Origin of the sequence: Streptomyces sp. NPDC086519 (genome assembly GCF_040686075.1) — a bacterium.
Classification (GTDB): domain Bacteria; phylum Actinomycetota; class Actinomycetes; order Streptomycetales; family Streptomycetaceae; genus Streptomyces; species Streptomyces shenzhenensis.
In genome coordinates this window covers 116,356-142,464 of the sequence record NZ_JBFBJL010000005.1, presented here as the reverse complement: position 1 = coordinate 142,464, position 26,109 = coordinate 116,356, and the positions used below count along the sequence as shown (strand labels likewise).

The window sequence follows — 26,109 nt, the reverse complement described above, 5'->3', positions numbered from 1 at the left end:
GGGTGCCGTTCTCAGGGTGGTGCCAGCTTCACCACCGATCCGGATGCACGGTGCATGGCATAGCCTTCACCTGGCGTTTTACCGTCGAGCCATGACGATTCCCCGGGCGCTGCGGCGCCGAGTTGTCCGGGTCCGGCGGGACACCGGTTTCTTGGCGACCGGGATTCCGCTGCACCTTGCGCTGGTGCCGTTGTGGAGCTGGATGGCGAGTGTCCCGAAGTCGGGGGCGTGGCCGGTGCTCCCGCTCCCGTTTGTGCTGATCTTGCTCGGTGTGCTTGTGCTCACCGCCGTGCAGCGACGCCGTTACCGGGTGCTGCTGGGAGTGGAGATCATCCGGCTGCCGGCCGCGCGCGAGCAAGGGTGGCTGAGGCGCGCTCTGCGGTGGCTGTCCGTGGCCCAGACCTGGCGGCAGGCCGGATACCACCTGCTTGTCGGTCCGCTCCTGGCCGGGGTGGAGCTGGGGGTGCTCGCTGCGTGGGTCGCGGGCCTTGCCGGCGTCACCGTCAACGGGTGGGCCTGGATGTTGCCGGTGCAGGTTCGCCTGGACCATGTCGACTACGCGACCCAAGCGGTGTACTACACCGCGGCCGGCGTGCTGCTGCTGTGCGCCGCATCCTGGCTGACCGGGCCGGTGACCCGCGCCGAGACCCGGATCGCGCTCGCGCTGCTCGGGACCAGCCGCTCCCAGCAGCTTCAGCAGCGTGTCGAGCACCTGTCCGAGAGCCGCACCGACCTGATCGACGCCGTCGATACCGAACGCCGCCGCATCGAACGCGACCTGCACGACGGCACCCAGCAGCGCCTGGTCTCCCTCGCGGTCAACCTGGGCCTGGCCAAGGCCACCCTCACCAACCTGCCGGAGGAGGCCCGCACCGTGATCGACGAGGCGCACCGCGAGGCGAAGGAGGCCATCGCCGAACTCAACGACCTGGTGCGCGGCCTGCACCCGGCCGTCCTCGAAGACCGCGGGCTGGACGCGGCGCTGTCCGGGCTGGCCGCCCGGGTACCGATCCCGGTACGGCTGCGAGTCGACCTCGAGGAGCGAGCGGCGCCCACCGTGGAGTCGGTCGCCTACTTCGTGGTCTCCGAGGCGCTCACCAACGTCACCAAGCACGCCCGCGCCACCCGCGTGGACGTCACTGTCAAACAGATCGGGAGAATGTTGCGCGTGAACATCACCGACGACGGGACCGGCGGCGCCGACACCTCCACCGGCAGCGGACTGAGCGGGCTGGCCAAACGGGTCGGTTCCGTCGACGGCGCCTTCCACATCAGCAGCCCGGTCGGGGGCCCGACCACCATCGCCGTGGAGCTGCCATGCGAGCCGTGATCGCCGAGGACTCACTGCTGCTGCGCGTCGGGCTCGTCAAGGTCCTGGAAATGGCCGGCTTCGAGATCGCCGCCGAAGTCGGCGACGCCGAAGCCCTGCTTGCGGCCGTCGAGGAACACCGGCCCGGGCTGGCCCTGGTCGATGTCCGCATGCCACCCGGCTTCACCGACGAAGGCGTGCGCGCCGCGCTGGTGATCCGTAGGCAATGGCCGCAGACCGCGGTGGTACTGCTCTCGCAGTACGTCGAGGAGCGGTATGCGGCCGACCTGCTGACGGCCAACACCAGCGGCGTCGGCTACCTGCTCAAGCAACGCGTCGCCGACGTGGAGGAGTTCGTGGCCTCCGTTCGGCGGGTTGCAGCCGGGGGCACGGCACTGGATCCACAGGTGGTCGCCCAGCTGCTCGTGCGCCGTCGCAGTGACCCGCTCGATCGGCTGACGCCACGCGAACGGGAGGTACTCGCCCTGATGGCCGAGGGACGCTCCAACACCGGGATCGCCGAGGCCCTGGTCGTCAGCGACAGCGCAGTGGCCAAGCACATCAACAACATCCTCGCCAAACTCGACCTGCCCGCAGCCGACGCCGACCACCGGCGCGTTCTCGCCGTCCTGAGATTCCTCGGCGCTTCCCCGACCTGACCGGCCCGCCGCCCGCACCCCTACCGCCGTTGTGGGGCACGGAGCGCCACCCGCCTTCCATCATCCTAGGAATCCAAGGGTTTCCAAGCCTTGTTAGGGGCATCCGGGGTGGCTAACCTGACGGCATGACAGACACCGCGACCACCAACCGCTGCTACTGCGGCTGCCAGACCGCCATCGGCTACGGACGCACCTTCGCCGCCGGTCATGACAAGATCGCCGAAGCCGCCTACCTCGCCGTCCACCACAACGGCTCCGTCGCCGAACTCCTCAAGAGCCAGGGCTACGGCCCCGACAACCCCGTCACCGACGCAGCCGTCGAAGCGGGCGCCTGGAAGAAGTGCGACCACTGCGACTACAAGGGCGCCCCTGAAAGCATCCGCAACCACATGGCCAAGGTGCAGAAGGCTGAGAACACCCAGCGAGAGTCCCTGGAGAAGTCCGTTCGCGCGCTCGGCGGAACCTGGGACCCGAGCCGCGGAATGCAGACCCTGCGAGACGCCGGTTACCACCCCTCTGAGAAGTACATCCGAGAGGTGTACCGACGACTGACGGACAGTGGCCTGCTGGAGAAGGTGGATGAGCACCGGGCCATCTACTTCGTCATCGAGAAGTAGGACCGTCAAGCGATCACCGTTCATCCGCGTTCCCGCGCATCAGGTGATGCTGGTGGGGAGGCTCCGGACGGGGCTGCGCCGGGTGTTGTCGTCGGTGCGCCGGTCCAGCCCGGTGCGGAGTTCGTGGATGACCTGGGCACAGACGGCGACGCGCTCGCGAAGCCGGCCGTTGTCCTCCCGCAGGGCTTGGGCGGCGGCTTCGGCGTCGACGGGGCGGGCGTGCAGATGCTGGAACGCGGGTGGGATGCCGTTCGCTTCGGACTTTCGGCGGACGAATTCTTCTTTGAGGTCGACGTGCTTGTGCGTGAGGACCCAGCGCTCGACGCCTGCCTCGGCGGCGAGTTGCGGCGTGGCGAGCGCCCCGGTGGACCGGGTTGGACGGCCGTCGAGGAGCCGTTGGATCGCTGCGGTGACGGCGTCGCGTTCGTCGTCGTGGCCAGTGGCCGTCGTGGGGTTTCTCCGGTCGGGTCGTGGGCGGTGACGATGCGTTCCAGGCGGTCGAGTTCGTGCTGTTCGCGGGCGTGTCGGAAGGAGGGAGCCGGCGGGTCGTCGACGAGCGGTCGTAGCCGCTCGATCTGGACGAGGACGTGTTCGATGTCGCGATCGGTCCGCGCGATGTTGACGCAGTTCGGGCGGCTGTCGGCGTACACCGGAATGTGCACAGGGTGGTGCAGCCGAAGATGCACCGTCTGAGGGAGACTCCGCCCGTCGTGCGATGTCGGCAGGGTGTCCGGTTCTACGCGGCCGGTGCCGCAAGGCGGAAGCCCACGCCGATCGCTTCCAGATCCGGCTCATAGGCGCCGTGCCGACGGGCGCAGCGGGCCAGGTCCCGGTCGTGGCGGAAGGCGCCGCCTCGGGTGATGTGCCGGTCGAAGGCCCAGTCTTCGGTGGTCGGCACCTCGGCGGGCGCGCCAGGGTAGGGGGCGTAGAGGGTAGAGGTCCACTCGTCGGCGTTGCCCGCCATGTCCAGCACACCGAAGGGACTGGCTCCGTCGGGGAACGAGCCGACCGGCATGGTGGTGCCGATGCCGAGGTCCACCAGATTGGCCAGACCGGTTCGGTACTCCTCGCCCCACGGGAACTCCCGGCCGTCGTCGCCCCGCGCGGCGCGCTCCCACTCGTCTTCCGTGGGCAGCCGCACATCGAGGCCGAGCCGTTCTCCGAGCCACCGGCAGTAGGCCGTCGCCGCCTTCCAGGCGACCCCGACCACCGGGTGGTCTGCCGGCCTCTGCGGGACCGGTCGGCCGGTGGCCGCCGCGAAGCGTGTCCACTGGCCGACCGTGACCGGGGTGCGGGCGATCCGAAACGCCGGGACGTCGATTTCCGTGCGCGGGGCTTCCTTCATGTACCACTCCACCGGCACTCCGGTGTCCGCATAGCGGCGGGCCACTGCCGCAACTTCGTCGACCGGCGTACCCCGACGCAGCAACCCGGCCGGGATGTCGACCCAGTTCACCTGCTCCACCCGCATGGATCCTCCTTGGCTCAAGTGGGCAACCCAAATGATCACCTTGGTGGTCGGGGCGCGCGTCGGCCGATGGACCCATGTCACCAGCGACCTTGGGACCAGGACATGGGGCCACAGTCCGACCGGGTCACGTGCGCGGGCATGGCGCGCGGTGCACGTTCCCGTGTACAGGGTTGAGCACCTTCATGCGTACGCCGACAGCGGCAGTCGTCGAGGTCGGGGTTGGCGAGCATGGTGTTGGCGTGCCGCTTGGTGCGCGGGACTCGGCCGGCGAAGCGAGCGGCGGCCTGGATGCGGTGCCGGTAGGTCTCGGCCGCTGGCCTGCTCGCCTTCACGGAGGCGCTGGTGTGCGTCGGCGAGGGTGTCCAGCCGGGCCGGCCAGTCTTCGAAGGCGAGGTCGTCGGGGAAGCCCGAGGCGTGGTTCCCGGCGTGGCCGAGGGTCGTCTGGACCCGGAGGTGTCCGTATCGGATGGCGGCGGCAACCAGGCCCCGTGGCCGGCGGACGATGAACCAGGCCAGGGTGCGGCGCAGGCGAGCGGAGTAGATGACCGGGTGGACCGGGTCGGGCGGGATGTGATCGCTGCGGCCGTGCTTGGCGCAGTAGGTCTCGACCCAGGCCAGGAATTCGGCGATGTCGTGGTTGATTCGGGTCTCCGACCGGGAGCCGCCGACGCGGCTGCGCAGGATGGTCGCGCCGTCGCGGCCGTCGGTGAACAACGTCGCCGGGAACAGCCAGGTGCTCGTGTGCGGCCGTTCCAGGACGGCGACGGCGGTGGCGACGGCCTCGGTGAGGACCCACGGATCGGCCCGGATCTCGCCCTCGGGCATCTTGTCGCCGGCAGCGTCGCGGACACCTTTCCAGTGTCTGCCGCGCGGGAGGACCAGGTCGTGGGCGTGGTCTCGTTCGACGCAGCCACGTTCAAGGCTGAGGGCTACTGGTGGGAGACAGGCCCGGCCCGCCGCATCAAGGAATCCCAGCCAGACGGCTCGCGAAGGCGTACTTCCTCCGCGTGCCAGCGCTCGCGTTGCGTACCCGCGCCGAGGCGCAGAACCCGTTGACCTCCGGCACCGACCAACCATCGGCCCGCAGCAGCACCGGCTGTCCCATCTGCGTACCGTGCGCGTGCGCCCACTCTGCCGGCGTCGGCAGGCTTGCCAGCACCGGATCGGCGGCGTACCACGACACCTCCCGCCGCGGGTCGCACCAATGCACCTGCCACCGCGCCAACGGACCGGCTTCCACCTCAAGTTCATCGATCATCAACGAATGAACACACAGCCACTCACAGTCACTGAAATCCCAGCAACAGTTGCTTGTGGCCAGAGACCGCCGGCGCACCCGTGCTCCGTGCCGCGCTCCGGGTCTCCCAGGGCCGGTTGTGAAAGTGGCGTCGTCGCCCGAAGGGCGGCCGCGCGGCGTCCGGTGCGTGCTCTCGGCGTGCCGGGCGTCGCGCGGCAGACGGCACTTTGGCAGCAGGCCCTAGTACGGCAGGATGCGCCCGGAGGGCGTCCTGCGGTCGATCTCCTGCCCGCGGGGAGCGGGCCGACGAACAACGCGCACGCGAATCCGACCGTCCATGACGCCCTCCTGTGGCCGAGCCCTGACCGGTAGCTGCTGTCCGGTAGGAGGGCTCTGCCCCGCACGTGGCGCATCCAAGCCTGGTGCGGGGCAGCAAAGTTGACGGGGCCTCCCGAGCAACGTCCGCCGCGGCCCGCTCGTCCGGCCGTTTCTCAGGCGTCCGGGCCGGCGGCAAGCCAGCGGGCGACGTCGCGCGGGTCGGCCGCCGTGCCGGTCATGCGGAGTTCGCGGTGCACCGCGCGGGGCAGCTCGGGGCGGCGCAGCAGCGGGCGGGCGGCGAGGGCGAGGACCAGGCCGGTCCACGCGTCGGCGTCCTCGGGATCGCACGCCAGCAGGCGGGCGTAGGCCTCGGAGGCGGCGGGGTCCCCGGCGACCAGGGCGCGGTCGGCGGCGGACGGGGCGGGCCAGTCGCTGTCGGACGCTACGGCGAGGCCCTGCCGGATCAGTCCGGCACGGGCCTGGGACCACGGCGCGGCGAGATCGGGGACGACGGTGGACCCGGCGATGGGCCCGGCGGCCGCGGCACCGGCGGTGAAGGCCCGGGCCAGGGCGCGGACGTCGTCCGGGGCGGGGGTCAGATGCCGGACCCGCCAGCCGGTGCGGTGGTCGGTGGCCACGAATTCGGCCAGGGCGACGATGTCCGGCCGGATCCGGCCGTCGGACCACCAGGCCGGCAGGCGCGCGGCCATGCCCCGCAGGAAACGGCGGCCGTGCGCGGTCAGGGCGGGATCGGCGCGCAGGGCATGGATCGCCTCCTGGGTCTGCCGCCTGCGCAGGGCGAACTCGAACTGCGCCAGCGGGCGCCGGTCCGGCGGGGCGTGGTCCAGGTACCTGCACCAGAAGTCGGTGATGCCCAGGAACGCGTAGGCGCCCTGGAGCAGGCCGCTCAGCGGCCGCGGGTCGTTGCGCCAGGGGGCGTAGTGCCGTTCCGTCCCGCTGTCCCGCTCCAGCGTCAGCAGGTGGAGCAGGGCGCCCAGTTTGGTGTGCTGGAACTCGTGGACCAGGGTGACCGCGAAACTGACCGGGTCCGGGGGCAGCGAGGAGAGCAGGCCGCCGAAGGCGTCGCCGGAGGAGGCGCTGAGGACCGCCCAGGCCGGTGCCCCGCGCACCTCGGCGATGGTGCGCAGCCCCTCGGCCATGGCGGCGGCCATGCCCGGGTCGCTGCCCGTGAGCAGATTCAGCGCGCCGCCGAACCCCTCCCGCCAGCGGGCCAGTTCGTCCTTGTCGAGGCGCCTCGGGGGCAGCGGTTCGCTCAGGTCCCGGTAGGGGTCGATGTCGTCCAGCCAGACGGTCACCGGCCGGCCCGCCGCGTCCGCCCGCAGGCTGCGCAGGCCCTGCCACCCGGGGGCGTCACCGTCGGGGGTCCCGGGCGGCTCGGGCGGACCCACGCCGGTGCCGTACGGGTCCACCTGCAGCCGCCCCGCCGCCACGACCACCTCCGCCGTCCCCCACCGCGGGCGGTCCGGCAGGCGGGCCAGCCCGAGCGCCGGGAACATCGCGGCGCCGTCCCGCAGCGGCACGGTGGTGCGCAGCGGCAGCCCCGCGCGCAGCGCGGCGACCGCGCACACCGCGTGCAGATGGCCGAGGTCGGTCCACAGCGGCCCGTCGCCCCAGGCCCGGTGCCTGAGCCGGCGCAGGCTGTGCCCCAGCCAGATGCCGACCTGTGGGTGCAGCAGCAACTCCCCGAAGCCCTCCGGGGCGCGCTGCTGAGCCGCCGTCAGGATGTCCCACGCGGTGTCGACGGGCGGCAGCGGACCGAGCGCGCCCGGGGTCGCGGCGATGGTGTCGAGCAGGGCCCTCAGCAGCAGCAGCCGCCTGCTGTACTCGGTGGTCCACAGGAAACGAACCGCCTCCGGACCGCCCCGGCCCGCCGCCAGATCGTCGAAGTACGCCGAGGGAATCACGTGGGTAGCGGCACGGGCGGACGCGGAGCCTCCGTCCTCCTGCACGTGTCTCCTTCCGTAGGGACCGTCAGTCAGCCCGTCCAGGTGGTCCGTCACCGAAGTTGATCCGTAGCCGCTCGACCTGGCGCAGCAGGCGGTCCAGTGCACGCGCGTAGACGTCCGGATGTCGCGACCGAAGGTCGAGGAGCGCGGTATCGCTCAGATCGGGCAGTTCGGATCGCACCGAGTCCGCGGACGTGTTCATGTGCCGTCCCCCTGAGAACGTCCTCCCGTTGGTTTCATGATGACGCATGGACCAGGTGCCGGGAAGGCCGTGATCAGGCCGGTCAACCTGCTGACCCGGGCGAGGGCGGCAGCCGGCGGGCCGCCCAGTCCTTCAGCTCGCCCTGTGCCAGCGAGCCCGGGTCGAGCGCCCCGAGCGCCTCGACGAGGGCGGCCAGGCCTCCCGGGTGCAGACGGCAGGTGCGCACGATGCTGATGATGTCGGCCCGGGCCGCGCCCAGCCTCGGGATGGCACCGGCCAGGTCGACGGGCAGCATGCCGATGACGAGTTGCCGCTGGTCGCGGTCGGCCAGCGCGGGCCAGCCGGCCAGCAGGGCGACGAGTTCGGCCAGGGCCGCGTCCGGCACCGGTTCCTCCCGGCGCCGGGTGGCGGGGAAGTCGTAATGGCGTACGTCGCCGGCCCCGGACCGGTACCACAGCGAGGTGGGCCGCTGTCCCCCCTCGGTGAAGCGTCCGATCACGGCCCGGGCGACCGCGTTCATGTCGGGTGGCCAGTTCTCGTCGTCCGAGGCCTCCAGCGTGGCCAGTACGGCCTGGGAGAACGCCCCGGTCCGCTGCACCGGGTCGTTGACCGCGCGCTGCCCCGGTCCCGAGGCCAGCAGCACGAACTGCTCCCGGCCCGGCAACCGGTCGCCGTGGGAAGGGAGTTCGCCGGGGAGGGAGCGCGCGAAGCCCAGGTCCTCGACGAAGGTCTGGCAGGAGTCCACCAGCCAGATCTGGCGCCGGAAGCCGGGCAGGGCGTCGGTGGTGAGGGTGGTCAGCCAGGCATCCAGGTCGAGGTTGCGTTTGTCGTCGGCCGTGGCGTCGGCGTAGAAGAGCCTGCGGTGCCCCTGCGGGTCGGTGACCCCGTGGCCGCCCCAGACGACGAACAGCAGGTCGCCCTCCAGCGCGGGCAGCCGGCGGGTCAGCACCTCCTGCACCGCCTCCCGCCCGGCGGGACGGGCGGTCACGTCCGTCCCGGGTCCGCCCGTCCCGGGCAGGGCGTCCAGCAGCAGGGAGATGTGGGCCGCGGGCACTCCTCGGCGGCGCAGCCAGGCAGTGAAGCGGCGGGCGTCGGCGGCCGGACCCGGCAGGTCCCAGGACGGGCCGGCGGCGTAGCGTTCCACGCCGACGACGACGGCGTACGTCCGGTCCGGGCGGGCGGCGGCGGTCACGGCAGTTCCTCGGCCAGGACGCGGTACAGCTCGGGGTTGCTCCAGTAGGCGCTGTGGGAGAGCGGGAAGGGCTGGCGGCTGTCGAGGGCGATGTCCTGGACCCGGCCGGGGAAGACGCCGGCGCCCAGGTAACTGAGCAGGTCCCGCCGGTCGTACACGTTGAGCCAGCGCGGGACGTGGGCGGGCAGCGGGCTGCCGGGCTCCAGGCTGGGCAGCGCCCCCAGCTCGTACAGGAACGGGGCCTGCGAGCCGACGGTCACCAGCAGCGCGACCTGCGGCAGCGGCCGCAGCACCAGCAGGTCCAGCGCGGCTATGCCGCCGAGGCTGTGGGCGAGCAGCACGACCGGCGGCTTCGCCGCCGCCACGGCCGCCGCGACCGCCTCGCGGATCGGGCCGCCGCGGGCCAGGTAGAGCAGCACGTCCCCGGCGGCCGGATGGGCCGCGTCGGTGAGCGCCGAACGCCGTCTGACCGCCTGGGCGGAGGCCAGGCCGAGGGCCAGCCGTCCCGTCAGCCGCTTGATCCGCCGGGTCACCGGGCCGCGGTGTGTGCCGGGCCCGTCCCCGGTCGCGGAGAGGGCGGGGAGCAGGGCGGCGATCCGGGCGACCGCCTCGTCGCGGGCGGTGCCGTCGAGGGCCGGCGCCGGTTCCTGCCGCCCGGTCCGGCGGCGCACCGCCTCGGCCACGAAGGCGCGGGCCAGTTCGGCCGGGCCGGCGCCCTCGGCCGGGGCGCGCAGGAAGCGGCGGCAGTCGTCGGTGGTCAGTACGGCGGCCACGGCGGCGGCGAAGTCCTCCGAAAGGCCCGCCGCGTCCAGCAGCCCGCGCAGCCGGTCGTCCTGGGCCAGCGCCGGGGCCGCCGCGGAGAGGGCCTCGCCCGGCGGCCGGGTGCCCGGTGCGGACTCGGTTCTCCCGGTGGTCTCCGCGGTGAGCAGGCGCAGTTCGAGGAGCGGGTCCAGATAAAGCAGTCCCCAGAATTCGACGTCCTCGTCGAGGTCCCCCTCCGGCGCACCGGGGGCGCCCGCACGCGGTAATTCACGCCCCGTCCCGTACCCCGGCACGGAAATACCGTTCGAATGCAGTACCGATCCGGCGCTTCCCCCCCAATAGCAGGAAGATATCCGGACTTCGGGCCGTAACGGCCGTAATCCTTGCCGTACGGCTTCCATGGTTCCGCTGAATCCCGGCTCGCGCACGCCGGTTCCGTGTACGAATAAGACCGTCGTCACCGCCGACCCCCCACCCTCGAACGGCATATTCCGAGCGCGGCAAGAATAGGTCAATTGCCCCGGCACCGGCTACACTACGTATGAACAACGCTACAGGGTGCGGCACTTGCCGAAGGGGGATGCCGGTGAGCATCGACTCCACTGTCACTCACGTCGTCGCAGCTCTCGCGGTGGTGATCGCAGCCTCCTCCGCCCTGGGCGCGGCGGCCCGCAGACTTCGCCAGCCCTCGGTCATCGGGCAGTTATTCGCCGGCATCGCCCTGGGTCCCAGCCTGCTCGGCCTGGCCCCCGGCGGGGTGTACGAAACCCTGTTCCCGGACCAGATCAAGCCAATTCTGACTTCGGTGGCGCAAGTCGCGCTGGTGCTCTTCCTCTTCGCGGTCGGTTATGAACTCGACCTCGGCCAGCTGCGCAATCGCGGCACGGTGACCGCCGTCTCGCTGAGCGGGTTCGCGATTCCCATGCTGATCGGGGCCGGCATCGTGCTGCTGTATCCCGGAGGTTTCCGTTCCGCGAACGGCGGGCATCCGGTCGACGCGACATTCATCCTCTACATGGCCGTCGCCCTGTCCATCACGGCGGTGCCCGTGCTGGCCAGCATCATCAGGGACCAGGGGCTGGCCGGCACCAGGCCCGCCACGATCGCCATGGCGGCCGCCGGTGTCATCGACGCACTGAGCTGGCCGGTGCTGGCGATCGCACTGATCGGCGGCGAGAACGGCTCGGTGGGCGCCTGGACCGAGAAGGTGGCCCTGCTGGCGGCGTACGTACTGGCGATGTTCCTCGTCGTACGGCCGGTGCTGAAGTGGTGGATGAACCGGCCCGGCGCCCTGATGACCAATCATGTCCCCGTCGCCGCCGCCCTGGCGCTGGCCTCGTCCTGGGCGACCAGCGCGCTCGGACTCCACGTGATCTTCGGTGCGCTGCTGGCCGGTATCGTCATGCCCCGCCAGCCCGACGGCGCTCCCGACAGCCATGTGCTGCGCCCGCTCCAGGAGACCGGCGGCCTGCTGCTGCCGGTGTTCTTCACGATCTCCGGGATGTCGGTCCAGCTCACCGGGCTGCACGCCTCCGACCTGGTGCTCCTGCTGGTGATATGCGCCGCCGCGGTGGTCGGCAAGGTGGCCGCCGGCTGTCTGTCGGCCCGGGGCGTCGCCCGGCTGCCCTGGCGTGACTCGCTGCTGATCGGTGTGCTGCTCAACACCCGGGGGCTCACCGAACTCATCGTGCTCAACGTGGGGTTGCAGGCCGGGGTGATCGGCTCCCGGCTGTATGCGCTGCTGGTCGTGATGGCGCTCCTCACCACGGCCGCCGCCGGGCCGCTGACCGGGCCGCTGGGCCGCCCGGCCGCCCCCGCGCCGGAACCCGCCGACAGCGGCTCCGACAAGCAGCGGGAACCCGGCACCTGGCCCGGACCGGACCCCGGACAGGCCTCGGCCGTCGACCCCGAACCGACCCCGCAGCCGTAGCACCGGTGCCGGACCGAGCCGTCGGCCGGGCCCCGGCCGGGCCGGCATAGGCCGGGCCGGGGGCCTCGCCTAGAAGGGCACCGGGGCGATGTCGGCCTCGGCCCGCCGGCTGCTGGCCGCGGCGACGGTCGCCGGGTGGCTCTCGCCGAGCGTCCGGCGGAACCGGGTCAGGGTGTCGGTGTGCAGCACCGTGGCCTCGTCCACGCGGTCCAGCGCGCGCAGGTCCAGAGCGACGTTGTTGGCGCAGGCCAGGGTGGTCGGATGGTCCTTCCCGAAGGTGCGGGTGAGGATCTCCAGGGACTTCTGGTCCAGGTCCAGAGCCTCCTCGTGGCGCGCTTCGGCGCTGTGGTGGTTGGCCATGCCGAGGGCCGTCGTGACCGTGAGGATGTGCTCGTCGCCGAGCGACTCGCGCAGGCCCCGCAGCGCGACGCCGACGTGTTCACCGGCCGCGTCGGAATCGCCCAGCTGACGCAGGGTGATGGCCAGGTTCGTGCGGGCCGACAGGGTGTAGGGGTGGACGCTGCCCAGTTTGGCCGTGTAGCGCCCGACCGTCGCTTCGCCCAGTTCCCTGGACCGCGTCAACTGGCCGTCCTGCCGGAGGTCGACGACCAGGTTGGCCGCACAGGCGATCGAGTCCGGATGGTCGGCGCCGTAGCGGCTCTCGAACTTCGACAGCGCCAGTTCGCCGAGCTGCACCGCCCCGTCGTGGTCCCCGGCACGCCGACGGCACACCGCGAGAACACGGGCACAGCTCACCGTCGAGGGGTTGTCCTCGCCGTAGGTCGCGACGTAACGGGCGTAGACGTCCTCCTGGTGGATGACGGCGCCCGAGTAGTCGCCGGTCTCACGGATGTCGATGGAGAGGTTGCTGAGGGTGTTCAGGGTGTCGAGGTGGTTCTCGCCGAGCGCGAGGGCACGCAGCCGGGCCGTCTCGGTGTCGTAGTCGCGGGCCTCTTTGTACAGGCCCATCAACCGCAGCCCGACGCCCAGGCTGTGGGCCGCGCGCAGGGTGGCGGGGTCGTCGTCGCCGAAGGCCCGCAGGCAGCGGTCGTAGACCGAACGGTTGATCTCCAGCGCCTGCGCCATCTCCGCCCTCAGGCGCAACCCGCTGGTCAGCTGGATGAGGGCGTCCAGGGTGCCCTCGTCGTCATCGCCGGCGACCCGGATGTAGGTGTCCGCGGTGCGCTGCATCATGGCGGCGGCTTCCTCGTACTCTCCGACCATGCGCAGGAGATAGGCCAGCCACTTCGCCATTTCCAGCGTCTGCTGGTCCTCCCCGCCGAACTTCGCGGTCCACACCTCCAGCGCCTCGCGTGCCATGGAGACCGCGCCGTCGTGGTCGCCCCAGTAGTAGAGGAACTCCACGACGCCACGGATCAGGCTGCGCACCCAGGGCGAGTCGCACTCCACGGCCCGCGACACCGCGATGTGCGGCAGCAGTTGCTGGTAGCGCGGCCACAGTTCCCGGGAGCCGGGGCTGTTGGGGTTGGCGTCGGCGAGGAGCAGGTGCGCGCCGTGCCGCATGTCCGCCTGCTGCTGCGGGGACATGCGGTTGACCAGGACCGCCTGGACCAGACGGTGCAGCTGGACGGTGTCGTGCCGGTGCTCGATGCGGGCCAGGGCGTAGACGTTGATCTCCCGGATGGCCCGGCCCAGCCTGATCGGGTGGCGCAGGGCCTCGTCGAGCTCGGGGGCGATGGTGCTCCGCGAGTTGTTGAAGAGGGAGCGCGAGATCGGCTCGGGCGCGAAGAACGAGCAGACCTGGAGGAGTTGGAGCGCCGCGGGGTTGCGCTGTTCGAGCTGGCGCAGCGAGACGTCCCAGGCGGCCGCCACCGACATGGGGTAGTCCGGCGAGGGGACCAGTTCGAGCATCAGCTCGGCGATCTTCTCCCGGATCAGCCCCAGGTACTCGGAGACGGCCATGCCGGTGACGGCCTGCCAGGCCGCGGCCTGCTCGATGGCGAGCGGCAGGTCGCCCAGCTCCTCGGCGAGCAGGTCGGCGTCGGAGTCGGACAGGTCGCGGGCCCGGCGGCGCAGCAGCGCCTTGCTCTCCTCCCGCGTGAAGACGTCCACGGAGAGGGTCCTGGCCACCCGGTCCCACTCCTGGTTCCGGGACGTGATGAGGATCTTGCCGGTGCCGCCGGTCGGGAAGTAGGGGCGTACGGCCTCGACGTTCTCGGCGTTGTCGAACACCAGGAGCCAGCGGTCGAAGGGCTCGCCCCGGCGCAGGGCCTCGCGGACCGCCGGAACCGCCCGGTTGGCTTCCGTGCCCACGTTCAGGCCGAGCCGGTGGGCGAGTTCGGTGAGCGCGGTCAGGATCATCGTCGGCTGTTCGGACGGGATCCACCAGATCACGTCGTATTCGGACGCGTGCCGGTAGACGTATTCGATGGCGATCTGGGATTTCCCGACCCCGCCCATGCCGTGCAGGGTGTGGGGCAGCACGGCCGAGGTGTCGCCCGTCAGCAACTGCTGATGCACCTGGGTGAGGAGTTCCTCGCGGCCGGTGAAATTGGGGTTGTTCGGTGGCACACTGCCCCAGACCACCGGCACGGTGGCGCGCTGCGGAGCCGCCTGACGCGACTGCGGCGCGGCCGGCCCCGGCACCGCCCTGCCGGGTGACGAGAGGTCGGCGCCCGGCTGCCCGTCGGGGCTCGGAGCGGGAATCTCCCGAACGGGAGTCGCGCTCGCGGAATCTCCCGCCGCGTGCTGGTGCTCACTGGCAGTGGTGTCGGTCATGTCCAGGCCGCCCAAATCTGATTTTTCATGTTTATTACGGACATCTCGAACATCGTGGCCCATTGGCCGCGAATTCTCAGTGATCGACGCACCGGGCGGGGCCCCTTCCAGAGCCGCGCTGACCCGGCGGGCCCGCCTCAGATAGGGCCCCGACAAGGCGCGCAGCACAGCCAGTTCGACACGCATGAACGGAGCGCTCTCCGCCGTCGCCTGTGGCACCGGTTCGTCCTCCGGGGCGAGCAGCGCACCCTGTAGCCCGCGGGCCGCCTCGACGCGGTCGCCGTAGAACTCGGACACGGAGTTCACCACCCGGGCCGTGTCCGCGCGCATCGCGCCCGCCAGCAGCGCCTCGCGCGCCCCGTCGACGAACTCCAGCGGCCCGGGCGCGGTGACGCCGTGCGGCTCGGGGTGCGCGGGCTGCTCCAGCAGGCCGCTCAGAAAGAGCTCGGCCAGATGGGCCGGCCGCGCCTCGGGCACCAGCCTGCGCTGCACGTCCCGCACCAGCCGGGGTTCCAGGACCGCGGCGGCCAGATGGGTGGCCAGCCGGAAGGCGGTGGGGGTGCAATGGCTGCGGAAGCGCCGGATGCGCTCCTGCACCGAGGGCGCCGGGACGCCGAACGGCTGCTGGGCGGCGTGCTCCCCGGACTCCCGGGACTCGTCGAACTCGTCGGGACCGTCGGGCTCGTCGGGCTCGTCGGGCGCGCCGAGCAGCAGCACCGGGGCCTCCACCCAGTCGGGCTCCGCACCGGCCACCAGAGCGGCCCAGCGACCCAGCCACCGCGCGTCCAGTTCGAGGACCGGGACCGCCGCCGTCCAGGCGGCGGGCGGCGGGTCGAACGGGTCGCGCCACTCGGCCGGGAGGTCCACGGCCAGTTCGGTGGTGCGGGCCCCCGCGCGGGGGCCGCGCAGCCGCGCCGGGCGGGGCACCAGCGCGGTGCGGTGCCAGTCCCGCTGGGACAGCAGATGCACCACCGCCACCGGCCCGGCCGCCGCCCAGAGCTCCAGCGCCCGCCGACCGGCCCCGGTGCGCCACAGCGGTCCCAGGCCGTCGGTGAGGACCAGGATGATCCGGCGGCCGGCGCGGTCCACCAACTCGCCGGGGACACCGAGGACATCGCGCGCCGGGTACGGCCCGCGCAGCACCGCCTCCGGCCCCCGCGGGGTCTCGCGCAGGCCGAGCCGGCGCACCCGTACGTCACGGAAGGCGCCCAGCCGCTCCGCCACCGCCGTGAACTCGGCGACCGTCCGCTCCCAGATCACCATCGTCGGATGGTCGTCCACCACCAGCACCAGATCGAAGCGGCGCTCGTAGGCCGACCGGGTGTAGGGCACCCACAGGCCGTCCTCGGCGGCGCGTTCCGCGGTGGTCTCCTCGTCCAGTTCGACCTCGAACGCCGAGGGCACCAGCTGCTTCAGCACCCGCAGCGCGCGGGTGATCCCCGCCGCGTCCCGCAGATCCGGCCGCGTGCCGAGCGGCTCCACCGGTCCGGCCGACCCGGCCGACCCGACCGGCCCGACCGGCCCGACCGGCTCGACGGGCTCGACGGGCTCGACCGGCTCAAGGAGCTCGACCGACTCGATCACGTCGGCCCGGGTCTGCCGGTCCGGCCGCTCCGCCCCGGCGTGCGGGAACGGCAGGAGCAGCACCTCGCCGGTGTCACCCGCGCCATCGGACAGCTCGGGGCCCACCGCGTCCGCGGCTGCCTCGCCCGTCGTTCCGGTGCCGGCCTCCCCTGTCGGACGACCGCCGGTCCCACCGGTCCCACCGGTCCCGCCTGTCCGGCCTGCCCCGCCCGTCCCGTCGCTCCCGCCCGTCCCACCGGACACCGGTGGTCCGCCGGAGGGTTCGGGCAGCCCGGAGAGCCCCGACAGCCCGGTCGGCCGGGGCTGCGGCGGGCGGTGCGACGCCGGCAGGCGCGCCGCCAGCGTCTGGTACGCGTGCAGCCAGAGGCCCTCCGCCACTTCGAAGGCCTCCGGACGGGCACGCGAGTCATCACCCATCAGGGCGCCCCCGACAGCTCACGCCACAGGGCCTCCAGCAGCTCGCCCCAGGACTCCTCGTCCTCCCGGACCCCGGCGGTCCGCAGGAACACCGCGTTGAGCAACTGGTCGGTCGCCAGTCCGCCGTTCTGGCGGCTGCGCTCCACGAACGCCCGGATCATGTCGTCATGCCGGCCCTCCTGGTCCCGGAAGTGCGCGGCGATCATGGCGGCCAGCTGGTCCTCGCGCGGCGGGGAGACGTCCAGCCGGACGCAGCGGCGCAGGAAGGCCGGCGGGAACTGCCGTTCCCCGTTGCTGGTGATGACGACGAACGGGAAGGCCCGGCACCGGACGCGGCCGTCCGTCACCGTGACCGTGGTGTCCGGGTCGTCGGTGAACACCCGTGCCTGGCCCTCGTGATGGCGGGCGCGGACCAGTTCCGGGATGTCGTACGAGCCGTTCTCCAGCACATGGAGGAGGTCGCTGGGCAGGTCGATGTCGCCCTTGTCCAGCTCGTCGATGAGCAGGACCCGGGGCAGCTCGTACGGGAGCAGGGCGGTGCCCAGCGGGCCCAGCCGTACGAAGTCCCCGATCCGTGCCCCGGTGCCGCCCTCCGGTGCCGCCTCGGCGCCGCCGTCGGCGAGGGCTGCCGGGCCCCGCCCGAGGGAGGCCTGGGCGCGGCCGATGGCGTCGTACTCGTACAGTCCCGAGCGCAGGGTGCTGCGCGAGGTGATCCCCCAGTGCAGGACGCGTCCCAGGCCCAGTTCGCGGGCGACCAGATAGGCCAGCGTGGACTTCCCGATGCCGGGACGGCCGGTCACCAGCAGCGGCCTGCGCAGCAGCAGCGCCGTGTTGATCATGTCGATGTCGTGCGGGTTCTGCCGGGAGGTGGTGCGGCCCGCGCTGCCGAGCCGGCGGTCGGTCTCGGCGCTCTCGGCCGGTACGGGCGGCAGCACCGGACCGCCGTCGAAGGCCCGCCAGCCGGGCGGCGGCGGCAGCACGTCGGCGAGACGGATGTCGGGCAGCGGCTGCCCGGTGCCCCGGTAGATCCACCAACTGCGGCTGACCGGCCCGCCGTTGTGGCTGTTCTCCACCGGGTGCTGCACGCGGCTCATGAGGTCCCCTCGTCGTTGTGTCCGCCGCGCACGCTGACGGGATCCGACGCCGGGTATTCGGACCAGTCCACCATCCGGTTCGGATCGTCGAGGAGCACCGCGAGGTGACGTCCCGCGTGCGCCTCCCGTCGCGGCGCGGCAGCGGTGGCCGCCTCGCTGCGCAACTGCCGTACCCGCTGCGGCAGTTCGGCGGCCGTTCCCTTCAGTAGTTTGTCGACCCTTTTCCTGAAGTCGCCCGGGGGCGTGGGCCGGCGGTCCCAGACGGCCAGCGGCACGCCGGCCCGCAGGGCGGCTTCGAGCGTGGCCTGGCGGCCCTCGGGTTCGGGCAGCGGCGGCGCGGTGAGCGCGACGGACACCAGCCGGTCGTCGGCGGCGAGCGTGCTGTTCCAGCGCACCGGGTCGTGGCCGCGTTCACCCGTGGTGTCCCAGTGGCAGACGATCCGGGGGGCCGCCATCAGCTGCTGCCAGCGGTTGCGCCAGCGCCGGTGGTACCGCCGGGCCCGCATCCGCTCCAGGCTCCGCAGCGCCACCGGGTAGTCCAGGCACAGGGCGGTGGCCGAGGACGAGTGCGAGGCCGTCGGCAGCCACTCCATGGGGTTGTTCAGCAACTGCACGGGCAGCACGAACTCAAGGACCGGCCTGCCGGGGCGCTCGCCCCAGTCCTCCTCGACGCTGCCGACCAACTGCTCGACCGCGGCCTCGACTTCGTCCAGGGCCACGATCTGGTCCTCTCCTCGCTCCGGCCGCCACGAGCCCGGACGCCGCTGGCGCCAGTGGGACAGCAGGTACTCGTCCGAGCTGATCCCGTGCTTGCTCAACTGGACAACGAGACAGGCGGGAGCCGGTTCCGCCACCCCCTGGGTGAGCTGTGAGCGGAAGATCTCAAGGGGCTTCACCAGGTCAAGTCGCTTGCTCTGGTCGTCGTTCCAGCCGCGCAGGTCGTCGATGACCTGCCGGTCGACGCCGGACGCCGCGCCCGCCGCGATCGCGTGCTCCACCAGGGCCAGCACGGGAAGCAGGCCGTCGGGGCGGGCATTGGCCCCGGCGAGGAAGTCGAAGGCCTCCTGGAGGGTGGCGACCGGGCGGGCCGGGAGCGGAAGGTCACCGGCCGCCGCGTGCAGCAGGCCCTGCGGATCGGGGTGCGGGAAGCGGCCGAGCAGCGAGCGGGCTCTGCGGAACTCGGCTTCGGGCAGTACCGCCAGAACCGGCGAGGCGGCGACGAGCTCCGTGATCCTCAGCACGGGAAGGGAACCGGGGTCGTACACCTGGAGGGTGTCCACCAGCACGGAGAGCCCGGTGGGCCGTTGCCAACAGGCCCGGGCTATCTCCATGATGTCGTGCCGCTTCCGGTCGTGTCGCCGGAGGTTGGCTAACTCGGGTAACCGGCCCGCCAGCATGTCGATCAAGAGATCGCGCCCTCCCGGTGCATCGAGTCCCGACACCGCGCACATCTGCTCTACCAGCTCATGCTCGAAACCCGCCGCATGACCGCCGTTTCCGCCACTCAACAAGCGTCCCCCCGTCATGGCTCCTGTGCCCCTCAACTCCCTCCCGTCGCAGGGTAGTCCGGGCACCGCAGCCCTGAGTCCAGGGTATGGCCAGGCGTTACCCGTGACCACCCCGAAGCGCTCAGTCACAGGCATCCGCCAGGCGGTCGGCCGGGCGGGCCGCCGCCGTACGGCTGCCGCTTCGCGGCCGGGCGGGGGCACGGCCTAAGGTCGTCCGGTGACGAACAGCAGCGCGACCCGTTCCCACGACCTCGACGGCATACGTCCGGCCCCGCACACCGGCCCGCACACCGGCTCGCTCACCGGCCCGCGGTCGGGCCCGCACTCCGGTGTCCGGGAACGCCTGGTCCCGCCCTTCCCCGAACCCGCCACCCGCCTGTGGCGGCTGCTGGGCCTCGGCCCGGACCGGGCACGGCGCCTCGCGAAGGCGACGGAGTGGCTGGGCCCGCTGCTCGTCACCGCCCTGGCCGGCGCCCTGCGCTTCTGGCGTCTCGGCCGGCCGCGGGACCTCGTCTTCGACGAGACGTACTACGCCAAGGACGCCTGGGCACTGCTGCATCTCGGGTACGAGGGCACCTGGCCGGACCGCAAGATCGCCGACCCCCAGATCCTGGCGCACCCCCAGGTGATCTCGCTCTCCGACACCGGCTCCTTCGTCGCGCACCCGCCCACGGGCAAGTGGGTGATCGCCGTCGGCGAGTGGGTGTTCGGCCTCGACCCCGTCGGCTGGCGTTTCATGACGGCGGTCCTCGGCACCCTGTCGGTGTTCATGCTGTGCCGCATCGGCCGCCGCCTGTTCCGTTCGACGTTCCTGGGCTGCCTGGCCGGGGCGCTGATGGCGATCGACGGCCTGCACCTGGTGATGAGCCGCACCGCGCTGCTCGACCTCGTCGTCATGTTCTTCGTGCTGGCGGCGTTCGGCTGCCTGCTGATCGACCGGGACCGGGCCCGGGCCCGGCTCGCGGCGGCCCTGCCGGCCGACGCGGAGGGCCGGGTGCGCCCGGACGCGGACACCGGTGACCGGGCCCCGACGGGCCGGCGGCCCTGGCGCCTCGCGGCCGGTGTGCTCCTGGGCCTCGCGGCCTCGACCAAGTGGAACGGTCTGTACGTCCTGGTCTTCTTCGTGGTCCTGACGCTGCTGTGGGACGTCGGCGCCCGTCGCGTCGCCGGCGCCCGTCACCCGTACCGGGCGGTCCTGCGCCGGGACCTCGGCCGGTCGGTCCTCTCCCTCGTCCCGACCGCGCTCCTGACGTATCTGCTGACCTGGACCGGCTGGTTCCTGTCCGACGACGGCTGGGGCCGGCACTGGGCGGACGGCCGGGGCGGCACCTGGTCGTGGATACCGGCCCCGCTGCGCAGCTTCTGGCACTACGAGTACCTGGTGTACCAGTTCAACGTGGGCCTGCACACGCCGCACAAGTACCAGTCGAACCCGTGGAGCTGGCTGGTCCTCGGCCGTCCCGTGCTGTTCGCCTACAACTCCCCCGAGCCCGGCCAGGACGGCTGCTCCATGACGGGTTCCTGCTCCCGCACGGTCCTCGCCCTGGGCACCCCGCTGCTGTGGTGGTCGGCCTGCCTCGCGCTGGCCTACCTGCTGTACCGGTGGGCCATGCGCCGGGACTGGCGGGCGGGCGCGATCCTGTGCGGGGTGGCGGCCGGTTACCTCCCCTGGTTCCTCTACCAGGACCGTACGGTGTTCTCCTTCTACGCCGTGGTCTTCGTGCCGTACCTGTGCCTGGCCGTGGCCATGATGATCGCAGCGGTGCTCGGTCCGCCGGGCGCCACGGAGCGGCGGCGGCTGCGGGGCGCGGTGGCCGCCGGGGTGCTGGTGCTCCTCATCGCCTGGAACTTCGTCTACTTCTTCCCCGTCTACACCGGGCAGACGATCCCCTACAGCGGCTGGCAGGCCAGGATGTGGCTCGACACCTGGATCTGAGGCTCAGCCGCCTCTCGGGTTCAGCTCGGTGCGACGGGCGGCCGGTCAGCGGTGTGCCGAGGCCGTGGGGCTGGGCGCAGGTCCCTCCGCGCGCAGCGAGCGGTGGTCGTGGCCGGAAGCGGGGCGAGGAGTGGGCGTGCCCGCCGCCGAGGTGGCCGGCGTCCTGGCGTGGTGGCGGGGCACGACGTCCTGGGGGAAGGTCAGCTGGTCGTTCATCCACGTCAGGGCGGCGGGCATCTCCCGTACCCAGGTGGGGAAGTTGTGGCTGCCGTTCTCGGGGAGGATGGAGACGACCCGCATGGGCGCCTTGACGGCCTTGATGAAGGCCTCGGTCTGCTGGTAGCCCTTCTCGCCGTGCTTGCTGTTGGCGACCAGGACCGAGACCTGGGGCGCGGGCAGGTGCTTCAGCCGCCACATCAGGTCGTGGCCGTCGATCCGGGCCTGGCGGCCGGGTCCGCCGCCGAACAGGTTGCCGGTGGTGGGGTCGTCCTTGACCCGGTAGTCGGGCGACAGGGCGGCGGCCGTGGTGTAGGCGCCGGGGTCGCGCATCGTGAGCTGGAGGGCGCAACTGCCGCCCGAGGAGTACCCCATGACGCCCCAGGCGCTCGCGTCGTGACCGGCCCGGTAGACGGACTTGATCGCGTCCGGGAGGTCCTTGGCCAGGAACGTCTCGGTCTGCGGTCCGCCGGGGACGTCCACGCACTCGGTGTCGCGGGGCGGGGCGATGGTGGGCCGGATCATCACCATGATCGTCGGCTGCATCCGGCCCTTGCGCTGGAGTTCGCCCGCGGTCTGCGAGACCCGCAGGTGCTGGGCGAGGTTGTAGATGCTGCCCGGGTAGCCGCTGAGCGCGACGATCACCGGGAAGCGCATGCGGTGGTACGCCTTCTGGAAGTACTGCGGCGGCAGATAGACGAAGGCCGGGTCGACCACGCCGGTGCGCCGGCCGATGATCTTCACCGACTCCACCCGGCCGACGGCCGCGGCGGGCCCCTCGGGCAGCCCGCTGACCCGGCTCAACTGCTGGTCACCCGCGGGCTGCACGAGCGACGCCCCGTGCACACTGCTTATGCCGTTCACCGAGCCGCCGCCGTTCCCGCCGGCCGCCTGCGTCACGCCGACCGGAGCGGTGTCGACGTTGCCGAGCAGTTCGTTCCAGGAGCCGAAGAACTGGTACGACGAGTTCACCGCGCACGCGAACGCCGCGACGATCGTCACCTGCGTCACCCCGATGGCCCCGAGCCGCCCCAGCACAGGCCACAGCCCCGGCCTGGCGAACCGCGGCCACAGCCAGACCAGGAGCGCCACACACAGGGCGGCCAGCGCCGCGAGCGCGTATACCGTCGTACGACTGGTCAAACCCATGTCACTCAGTCCCTGTTTTCCCTGCCCGTGATTCGTTGCTTCCGCACAGGAGGAGGGCGGAAGAGCCTTCCGCGTTCCGTAACGAGGGATTCAGGAAGAAGACATGACCTGTTACGCCATGTCGGGCGGGGGGAGCGCGGCCGGGAGGTGACGGACGCCACCCTCCGCGGCCCGTACACCGGCAGCGGCCAGAAGATCGCGCTGCTGGATTTCGACGGCTTCCAGCGGTCCGGCAACCCGGCGGACGGCCCCCGGCGCGGGGGCCGTCGTGCTCACCTGACGTCGACGAAGTCGCCGGCCGCGGTCGCCGGGCCGGTGGTGCCGGTGCCTGCGAAGACGTACCGGAAGTAGCCGTCTGTCTTGGCCGTGGTGGTGGTCCTCAGCGCTCCGGCGCTGCCGCTGGTGACCGTCTTCAGGGTGGTGTAGGTGCTGCTGCCCTTCTTGCGGAACTGCAACCTGACCGCCTGCCCCTGGTAGCCGGTGTAGCTGCCGCTGTCCCAGTTCGCGCGGGTGAGTCTGCCGGTGACGGTGACGGTCCGGCCCTTCTTCACCGGTTCGGGCGAGGCGTTCACCGTCACCTTGGCCAGCCGCTTGACCCGGGCCGTGCCCGCGGCGTCGATCTCCGTCCAGTCGTCGGTACGGTCCTGGGCCCCGGCGAGCACCTTCCAGGTACCGGCGAGGCCGTTGTGGTCGAGGTCCCGCGCGGCGTCCACGGCGATGCTCACCGTGCAGGCGGAGGTGGTGGGGTCGGTGGGCGACACCGTGCAGGTACCCGTCGGCGGGTACAGCGGCAGGGCGCCGTCGGCGTCGTCGGTGTTCGGGCCGTGCCACAGGTAGGCCCAGGACGCGGCGACGCCGTCCGGGTCCGTCGCCGTCCAGGTGATGGTGACGGTCTTCTTGGTGGTCAGGCCGAGGACGATGTCCTTGCCGCCGTTGACGACGACGTTCGAGAACACCGTGTCACTGGGCGCGGCCCGGTCGGCCGCCTGGGCGGCTGTCGGGAGCACCGACGTGGCAAGGGCGAAAAGGCCGGTGGCAAGGGACACGGCGGTGACGGCCGGGCGGATGCGCATGGAATCCCCCTTAGGGATGGACGGCTCGCCGCCTGCGGGCGGCAAGCCCTGATGCTGTGTCACACCCGCTAGACATGTGGGGGACGGTCACGGTTGCCCCCGTGTTCCGACCATGTTCAGGGGGCGGTCAGGCGCCACTACCGCCGCGCCACTACCGCCGCGCCGTGCCGCACCGCACCGCGCCGCGCCGCGCCGGGGATCAGGATCTGCGTAGGACCCGGTTGCCCCCCCGCCACAGGGTGGCCCGTCTGCGGGGCTGTTCGGCGAGCGGGACGAGGCGGGGGCGCCGGTGTCCCGATCCGGGGCGGCGAGGGGATCCGGACATCGGGGCGGCCGCTGCCGGCACGTCCCGCGCCGGGAGTTTCCTGCGACTCGCAGAGGGGGAACACAGATGGGGCGGTGGACGCTTCTGCGGGGTCCGGCCCTCGCCGTGGCAGCGGTCCTGCCCCGGTACGGGCCGACGGCGGCGCGCGCGGCTCAGTCCGGGCCACCGCGGCCGCGGTCTGCGGGCACCCCGAGCGAACGGCCCACGCCGCGGCGGGGATCGACGGGGGACCCGACGGTCGGGGCACGGTGCGCACTCGGTCTCGCGACGAGGCCGAGCCGGCCCACGGCGATCGCGGCGGACGGCTCGTTCGGGCCCGTGACGGAGAGGCGGGTGCACGCTGCCGAGTGAGGAACCGTCGCCACCGGCGCCAAGGACGGCGCCCACTTCGTCCTGCCCGCGCGCGTCTACGACACCGACGCGCAGAACGTGACGTTCCCGATCGACTGCCGACCTTTTCCGATGTTCCGAAAGGACGACGATGACCTCCTCCTTCCGTCCCATCGACCGCCGCACCATGCTGCGCGGCACGCTGGCCGCCGGCGCCGGCGTCGCCTTCGGCCAGCTGCTGTTCGCCGGCACCGCGCAGGCCTATGCGTGGTCGCGCACCCTGGAACAGGGCGCCACCGGCGCCGACGTGACCGAGCTGCAGATCCGGATCGCGGGCTGGGCGGCGGACAGCGCCGGCCAGAGCCGGGTGAGCGTCGACGGCGACTTCGGCCCCGGGACGGCGGCTGCCGTACGCCGCTTCCAGACCGCGTACGGCCTCACCGCCGACGCCAGCGTCGGACCCAGCACCCAGGCGAAGCTCAACGCGCTGGAGCAGTCGGACGGCTCCACGCTCCACTTCGACTGGAGCGAGTTCGTGAACCAGTCGGACGGCACCTTCGACGGCGGCAAGCTGAGCGCGGCGCAGGTGAAGGAGAACGTCCGCCGCTGCATGTACAAGCTGGAGGCGCTGCGCAAGAAGCTGGGCGACCAGCCGATCACGGTCAACTCCGGCTTCCGCAGCATCGCGCACAACGCCGAGATCGGCGGGGCCAGCGACAGCATGCACCTGTACGGCACCGCGGCCGACCTCGACGTGCCCGGGGTGGCCAACAAGACCGTCTACCAGAAGGCGGAGACCTGCGGGTTCTCCGGGCTGGAGACGTACACCGCCGACCACCAGCACGTCGACAGCCGGGCCGACCTCGGCCGGGCCTGGTGGTGGGAGGACGGCACCGTCTGACGCCGCTCCCGGGCGAGCAGGAGCACGTGACAAGACGTCAAAACACCCGGCCACCTCGCGCGCGGCCTACTTGCACTCGCCCCGTCCGGCCGGGGCGGTTCCCGTCGTCAGCGCCTCGCACGCCGCCTGCCAGGCGTACGGGTCGGGCTGGAGCTGGGTGCGCAGGTAGGCCGCGGTGAGGTGCCCGAGGGCCGCGACGCGCTCGGGGTTCTCGTCGGTGGTTTCGTCGGCGTCGTATCCCGATATCCCGCCGAGCAGGTGCTCGGCGCCGAACAGGGTGAGCAGGGTCTTGGGTGCCGGGGCGAGGTGGTAGGGGTCCGCGTGCCAGTCGGGGCCGATGTCGGTGAAGTGCGTGGAGTCGTCCTTGTCGCCGGCGACGACCAGGGTGGGCGTGGTCATCGTGGAGAAGTCGGTGGTGTGGAAGAACGGCACCTGCCCGGCCATCCAGCCATTGAGGACGTCGCCTCCCCTGCCGGGTGCGGCCAGCAGCACGCCCGCCCTGATCCGGGGCTCGCTCAGGTCCACTTCCGTCCCGGTGCCGGGGTCGGTGATCCGCGCGCCCAGCAGGAGGCTCGCGGTGTGGCCGCCGAGGGAGTGCCCGGCGACGGCGATCCTGTCGTGATCGAGGCGCCCGGCGAGCTGCGGCACGGTGTTCTCGATCTCGTCGAGCCGGTCGAGTATGTGACTCATGTCCTCGGCGCGGGAGCGCCAGAAGAAAGGGGCGCCGGGGGCGCCGGCGAGTTGTCGGCTCAGGGTCCGGGAGCTGAGGTGGGTCGGCTGGACGACGGCGAACCCGGCGGCCGCCCAGAGGCTGGCGAGGGGGGCGTACCCGTTCAGCGAGGAGAGGTTGTTGGACCCGCCGTGCCCGTGCGAGAGCAGGACGACAGGCAGGCCGGTCCCGGTCGCGGGCACGGAGACACGGACCTGGAGATCCACGGGTCGTCCGGGCACGGACAGGGTCACCGGGTTGTACGACAGGACGGGAGCGGATGCGCCGAAGGCGGCAGCAGTGCCGGCGATGTCGGCGGATTCGGTGGATGAACTCATGGTGAGCAATTCCCTTCTACGTCCGGCCGCGACCGAGCGAAACGGAACACTGTCCCGATTACTATCCGGAACAACGTCCCGTTTGTCAAGCGATGCCGGACCGGCCCCGCGGGAGCGACCACCCGA

Annotated in this window: 20 protein-coding genes; 7 read left to right on the top strand and 13 right to left on the bottom strand. The window is 72.1% G+C overall.

Features of this window, described 5'->3' with window-relative positions:
* Nucleotides 1-91: 91 nt before the first annotated feature.
* The 4 genes from AB0P24_RS07480 (at nucleotide 92) to AB0P24_RS07465 (ending at nucleotide 3,278) form a co-directional block, all read left to right on the top strand.
* On the top strand, nucleotides 92-1,330 hold the full coding sequence (locus AB0P24_RS07480) for a sensor histidine kinase (RefSeq protein ID WP_365791264.1): 1,239 nt from the start codon (nucleotides 92-94) through the stop codon (nucleotides 1,328-1,330).
* The gene (locus tag AB0P24_RS07475; protein ID WP_365791263.1) at nucleotides 1,318-1,968 is read left to right on the top strand and encodes a response regulator transcription factor; all 651 of its coding nucleotides are present in this window, start codon (nucleotides 1,318-1,320) and stop codon (nucleotides 1,966-1,968) included. Before AB0P24_RS07480 ends, AB0P24_RS07475 begins: the two co-directional genes overlap by 13 nt.
* Nucleotides 1,969-2,093: 125 nt before the next feature.
* A complete protein-coding gene (locus tag AB0P24_RS07470; protein ID WP_365791262.1) occupies nucleotides 2,094-2,585 on the top strand; it encodes a hypothetical protein in 492 nt (163 codons plus the stop codon).
* Nucleotides 2,586-2,708: 123 nt separating this feature from the next.
* Nucleotides 2,709-3,278, top strand: a complete 570-nt coding sequence (locus tag AB0P24_RS07465; RefSeq protein WP_365791261.1) for a hypothetical protein — start codon at nucleotides 2,709-2,711, stop codon at nucleotides 3,276-3,278.
* Between the two features lie 43 nt (nucleotides 3,279-3,321).
* On the opposite strand, the gene AB0P24_RS07460 is transcribed toward AB0P24_RS07465, so the two are convergent.
* The 7 genes from AB0P24_RS07460 to AB0P24_RS07430 all read right to left on the bottom strand — a co-directional run bounded on the left by AB0P24_RS07460 (nucleotide 3,322) and on the right by AB0P24_RS07430 (nucleotide 10,027).
* Nucleotides 3,322-4,056 carry a formylglycine-generating enzyme family protein gene (locus AB0P24_RS07460; RefSeq protein WP_365791260.1) on the bottom strand — a complete coding sequence of 245 codons (735 nt, stop codon included), beginning with the start codon at nucleotides 4,054-4,056 and terminating at the stop codon, nucleotides 3,322-3,324.
* A gap of 180 nt (nucleotides 4,057-4,236) precedes the next feature.
* Nucleotides 4,237-4,881, bottom strand: a complete 645-nt coding sequence (locus tag AB0P24_RS07455; protein ID WP_365791259.1) for a hypothetical protein — start codon at nucleotides 4,879-4,881, stop codon at nucleotides 4,237-4,239.
* A gap of 136 nt (nucleotides 4,882-5,017) precedes the next feature.
* Complete coding sequence (locus AB0P24_RS07450) at nucleotides 5,018-5,314, bottom strand: hypothetical protein (RefSeq protein WP_365791258.1); 297 nt, start codon at nucleotides 5,312-5,314, stop codon at nucleotides 5,018-5,020.
* A 470-nt stretch (nucleotides 5,315-5,784) separates the two neighbouring features.
* Complete coding sequence (locus tag AB0P24_RS07445) at nucleotides 5,785-7,581, bottom strand: HEXXH motif domain-containing protein (protein WP_365791257.1); 1,797 nt, start codon at nucleotides 7,579-7,581, stop codon at nucleotides 5,785-5,787.
* A 22-nt stretch (nucleotides 7,582-7,603) separates the two neighbouring features.
* Nucleotides 7,604-7,780 (bottom strand): hypothetical protein, encoded by a 177-nt coding sequence (locus AB0P24_RS07440; protein WP_234536734.1) that lies wholly within the window; start codon nucleotides 7,778-7,780, stop codon nucleotides 7,604-7,606.
* Between the two features lie 82 nt (nucleotides 7,781-7,862).
* Entirely contained in the window at nucleotides 7,863-8,972 is a 1,110-nt protein-coding gene (locus AB0P24_RS07435; protein WP_365791256.1) for a caspase family protein, read from the bottom strand.
* Nucleotides 8,969-10,027 (bottom strand): hypothetical protein, encoded by a 1,059-nt coding sequence (locus AB0P24_RS07430; protein WP_365791255.1) that lies wholly within the window; start codon nucleotides 10,025-10,027, stop codon nucleotides 8,969-8,971. The genes AB0P24_RS07435 and AB0P24_RS07430 overlap by 4 nt, the downstream gene beginning before the upstream one ends.
* Before the next feature lie 293 nt (nucleotides 10,028-10,320).
* Between AB0P24_RS07430 and AB0P24_RS07425 the strand changes: the two genes are divergently transcribed.
* The gene (locus tag AB0P24_RS07425) at nucleotides 10,321-11,664 is read left to right on the top strand and encodes a cation:proton antiporter (protein WP_365791254.1); all 1,344 of its coding nucleotides are present in this window, start codon (nucleotides 10,321-10,323) and stop codon (nucleotides 11,662-11,664) included.
* 69 nt (nucleotides 11,665-11,733) lie between these two features.
* Here the strand turns inward: AB0P24_RS07425 and fxsT are convergent, their stop codons facing one another.
* Genes fxsT through AB0P24_RS07410 form a run of 3 tightly spaced genes read right to left on the bottom strand, consistent with a single transcriptional unit; the run spans nucleotide 11,734 to nucleotide 18,949 of the window.
* Entirely contained in the window at nucleotides 11,734-16,404 is a 4,671-nt protein-coding gene (gene fxsT / locus AB0P24_RS07420; RefSeq protein WP_365791253.1) for an FxSxx-COOH system tetratricopeptide repeat protein, read from the bottom strand.
* Nucleotides 16,404-17,498 (bottom strand): MoxR family ATPase, encoded by a 1,095-nt coding sequence (locus AB0P24_RS07415; protein ID WP_365791252.1) that lies wholly within the window; start codon nucleotides 17,496-17,498, stop codon nucleotides 16,404-16,406. The genes fxsT and AB0P24_RS07415 overlap by 1 nt, the downstream gene beginning before the upstream one ends.
* The gene (locus tag AB0P24_RS07410) at nucleotides 17,495-18,949 is read right to left on the bottom strand and encodes a hypothetical protein (protein WP_365791346.1); all 1,455 of its coding nucleotides are present in this window, start codon (nucleotides 18,947-18,949) and stop codon (nucleotides 17,495-17,497) included. The genes AB0P24_RS07415 and AB0P24_RS07410 overlap by 4 nt, the downstream gene beginning before the upstream one ends.
* Before the next feature lie 316 nt (nucleotides 18,950-19,265).
* Here AB0P24_RS07410 and AB0P24_RS07405 point away from each other — a divergent pair, with 316 nt between their 5' ends.
* Entirely contained in the window at nucleotides 19,266-20,942 is a 1,677-nt protein-coding gene (locus AB0P24_RS07405) for a phospholipid carrier-dependent glycosyltransferase (RefSeq protein WP_365791345.1), read from the top strand.
* Nucleotides 20,943-20,987: 45 nt separating this feature from the next.
* Here the strand turns inward: AB0P24_RS07405 and AB0P24_RS07400 are convergent, their stop codons facing one another.
* Together AB0P24_RS07400 and AB0P24_RS07395 are read right to left on the bottom strand one after the other, a co-directional pair.
* On the bottom strand, nucleotides 20,988-22,307 hold the full coding sequence (locus tag AB0P24_RS07400; RefSeq protein WP_365791251.1) for an alpha/beta hydrolase-fold protein: 1,320 nt from the start codon (nucleotides 22,305-22,307) through the stop codon (nucleotides 20,988-20,990).
* Nucleotides 22,308-22,579: 272 nt separating this feature from the next.
* On the bottom strand, nucleotides 22,580-23,380 hold the full coding sequence (locus AB0P24_RS07395; RefSeq protein ID WP_365791250.1) for a hypothetical protein: 801 nt from the start codon (nucleotides 23,378-23,380) through the stop codon (nucleotides 22,580-22,582).
* Between the two features lie 806 nt (nucleotides 23,381-24,186).
* Between AB0P24_RS07395 and AB0P24_RS07390 the strand changes: the two genes are divergently transcribed.
* A complete protein-coding gene (locus AB0P24_RS07390; RefSeq protein ID WP_365791249.1) occupies nucleotides 24,187-24,936 on the top strand; it encodes a D-Ala-D-Ala carboxypeptidase family metallohydrolase in 750 nt (249 codons plus the stop codon).
* A 66-nt stretch (nucleotides 24,937-25,002) separates the two neighbouring features.
* Here AB0P24_RS07390 and AB0P24_RS07385 read toward each other — a convergent pair whose 3' ends face one another.
* Complete coding sequence (locus AB0P24_RS07385; protein ID WP_365791248.1) at nucleotides 25,003-25,983, bottom strand: chlorophyllase; 981 nt, start codon at nucleotides 25,981-25,983, stop codon at nucleotides 25,003-25,005.
* Nucleotides 25,984-26,109: the final 126 nt, after the last annotated feature.

What these genes read in the sequence shown, in the direction of transcription:
- AB0P24_RS07455 (WP_365791259.1), bottom strand. Translation starts at nt 4,881, where the DNA reads ATGCCCGAGGGCGAGATCCGGGCCGATCCGTGGGTCCTCACCGAGGCC.
- AB0P24_RS07385 (WP_365791248.1), bottom strand. Translation starts at nt 25,983, where the DNA reads ATGAGTTCATCCACCGAATCCGCCGACATCGCCGGCACTGCTGCCGCC.
- AB0P24_RS07475 (WP_365791263.1), top strand. Translation starts at nt 1,318, where the DNA reads ATGCGAGCCGTGATCGCCGAGGACTCACTGCTGCTGCGCGTCGGGCTC.
- AB0P24_RS07470 (WP_365791262.1), top strand. Translation starts at nt 2,094, where the DNA reads ATGACAGACACCGCGACCACCAACCGCTGCTACTGCGGCTGCCAGACC.
- AB0P24_RS07460 (WP_365791260.1), bottom strand. Translation starts at nt 4,056, where the DNA reads ATGCGGGTGGAGCAGGTGAACTGGGTCGACATCCCGGCCGGGTTGCTG.
- AB0P24_RS07400 (WP_365791251.1), bottom strand. Translation starts at nt 22,307, where the DNA reads ATGGGTTTGACCAGTCGTACGACGGTATACGCGCTCGCGGCGCTGGCC.
- AB0P24_RS07390 (WP_365791249.1), top strand. Translation starts at nt 24,187, where the DNA reads ATGACCTCCTCCTTCCGTCCCATCGACCGCCGCACCATGCTGCGCGGC.
- AB0P24_RS07450 (WP_365791258.1), bottom strand. Translation starts at nt 5,314, where the DNA reads ATGATCGATGAACTTGAGGTGGAAGCCGGTCCGTTGGCGCGGTGGCAG.
- AB0P24_RS07410 (WP_365791346.1), bottom strand. Translation starts at nt 18,949, where the DNA reads ATGTGCGCGGTGTCGGGACTCGATGCACCGGGAGGGCGCGATCTCTTG.
- AB0P24_RS07440 (WP_234536734.1), bottom strand. Translation starts at nt 7,780, where the DNA reads ATGAACACGTCCGCGGACTCGGTGCGATCCGAACTGCCCGATCTGAGC.
- AB0P24_RS07395 (WP_365791250.1), bottom strand. Translation starts at nt 23,380, where the DNA reads ATGCGCATCCGCCCGGCCGTCACCGCCGTGTCCCTTGCCACCGGCCTT.
- AB0P24_RS07415 (WP_365791252.1), bottom strand. Translation starts at nt 17,498, where the DNA reads ATGAGCCGCGTGCAGCACCCGGTGGAGAACAGCCACAACGGCGGGCCG.
- AB0P24_RS07480 (WP_365791264.1), top strand. Translation starts at nt 92, where the DNA reads ATGACGATTCCCCGGGCGCTGCGGCGCCGAGTTGTCCGGGTCCGGCGG.
- fxsT (WP_365791253.1), bottom strand. Translation starts at nt 16,404, where the DNA reads ATGGGTGATGACTCGCGTGCCCGTCCGGAGGCCTTCGAAGTGGCGGAG.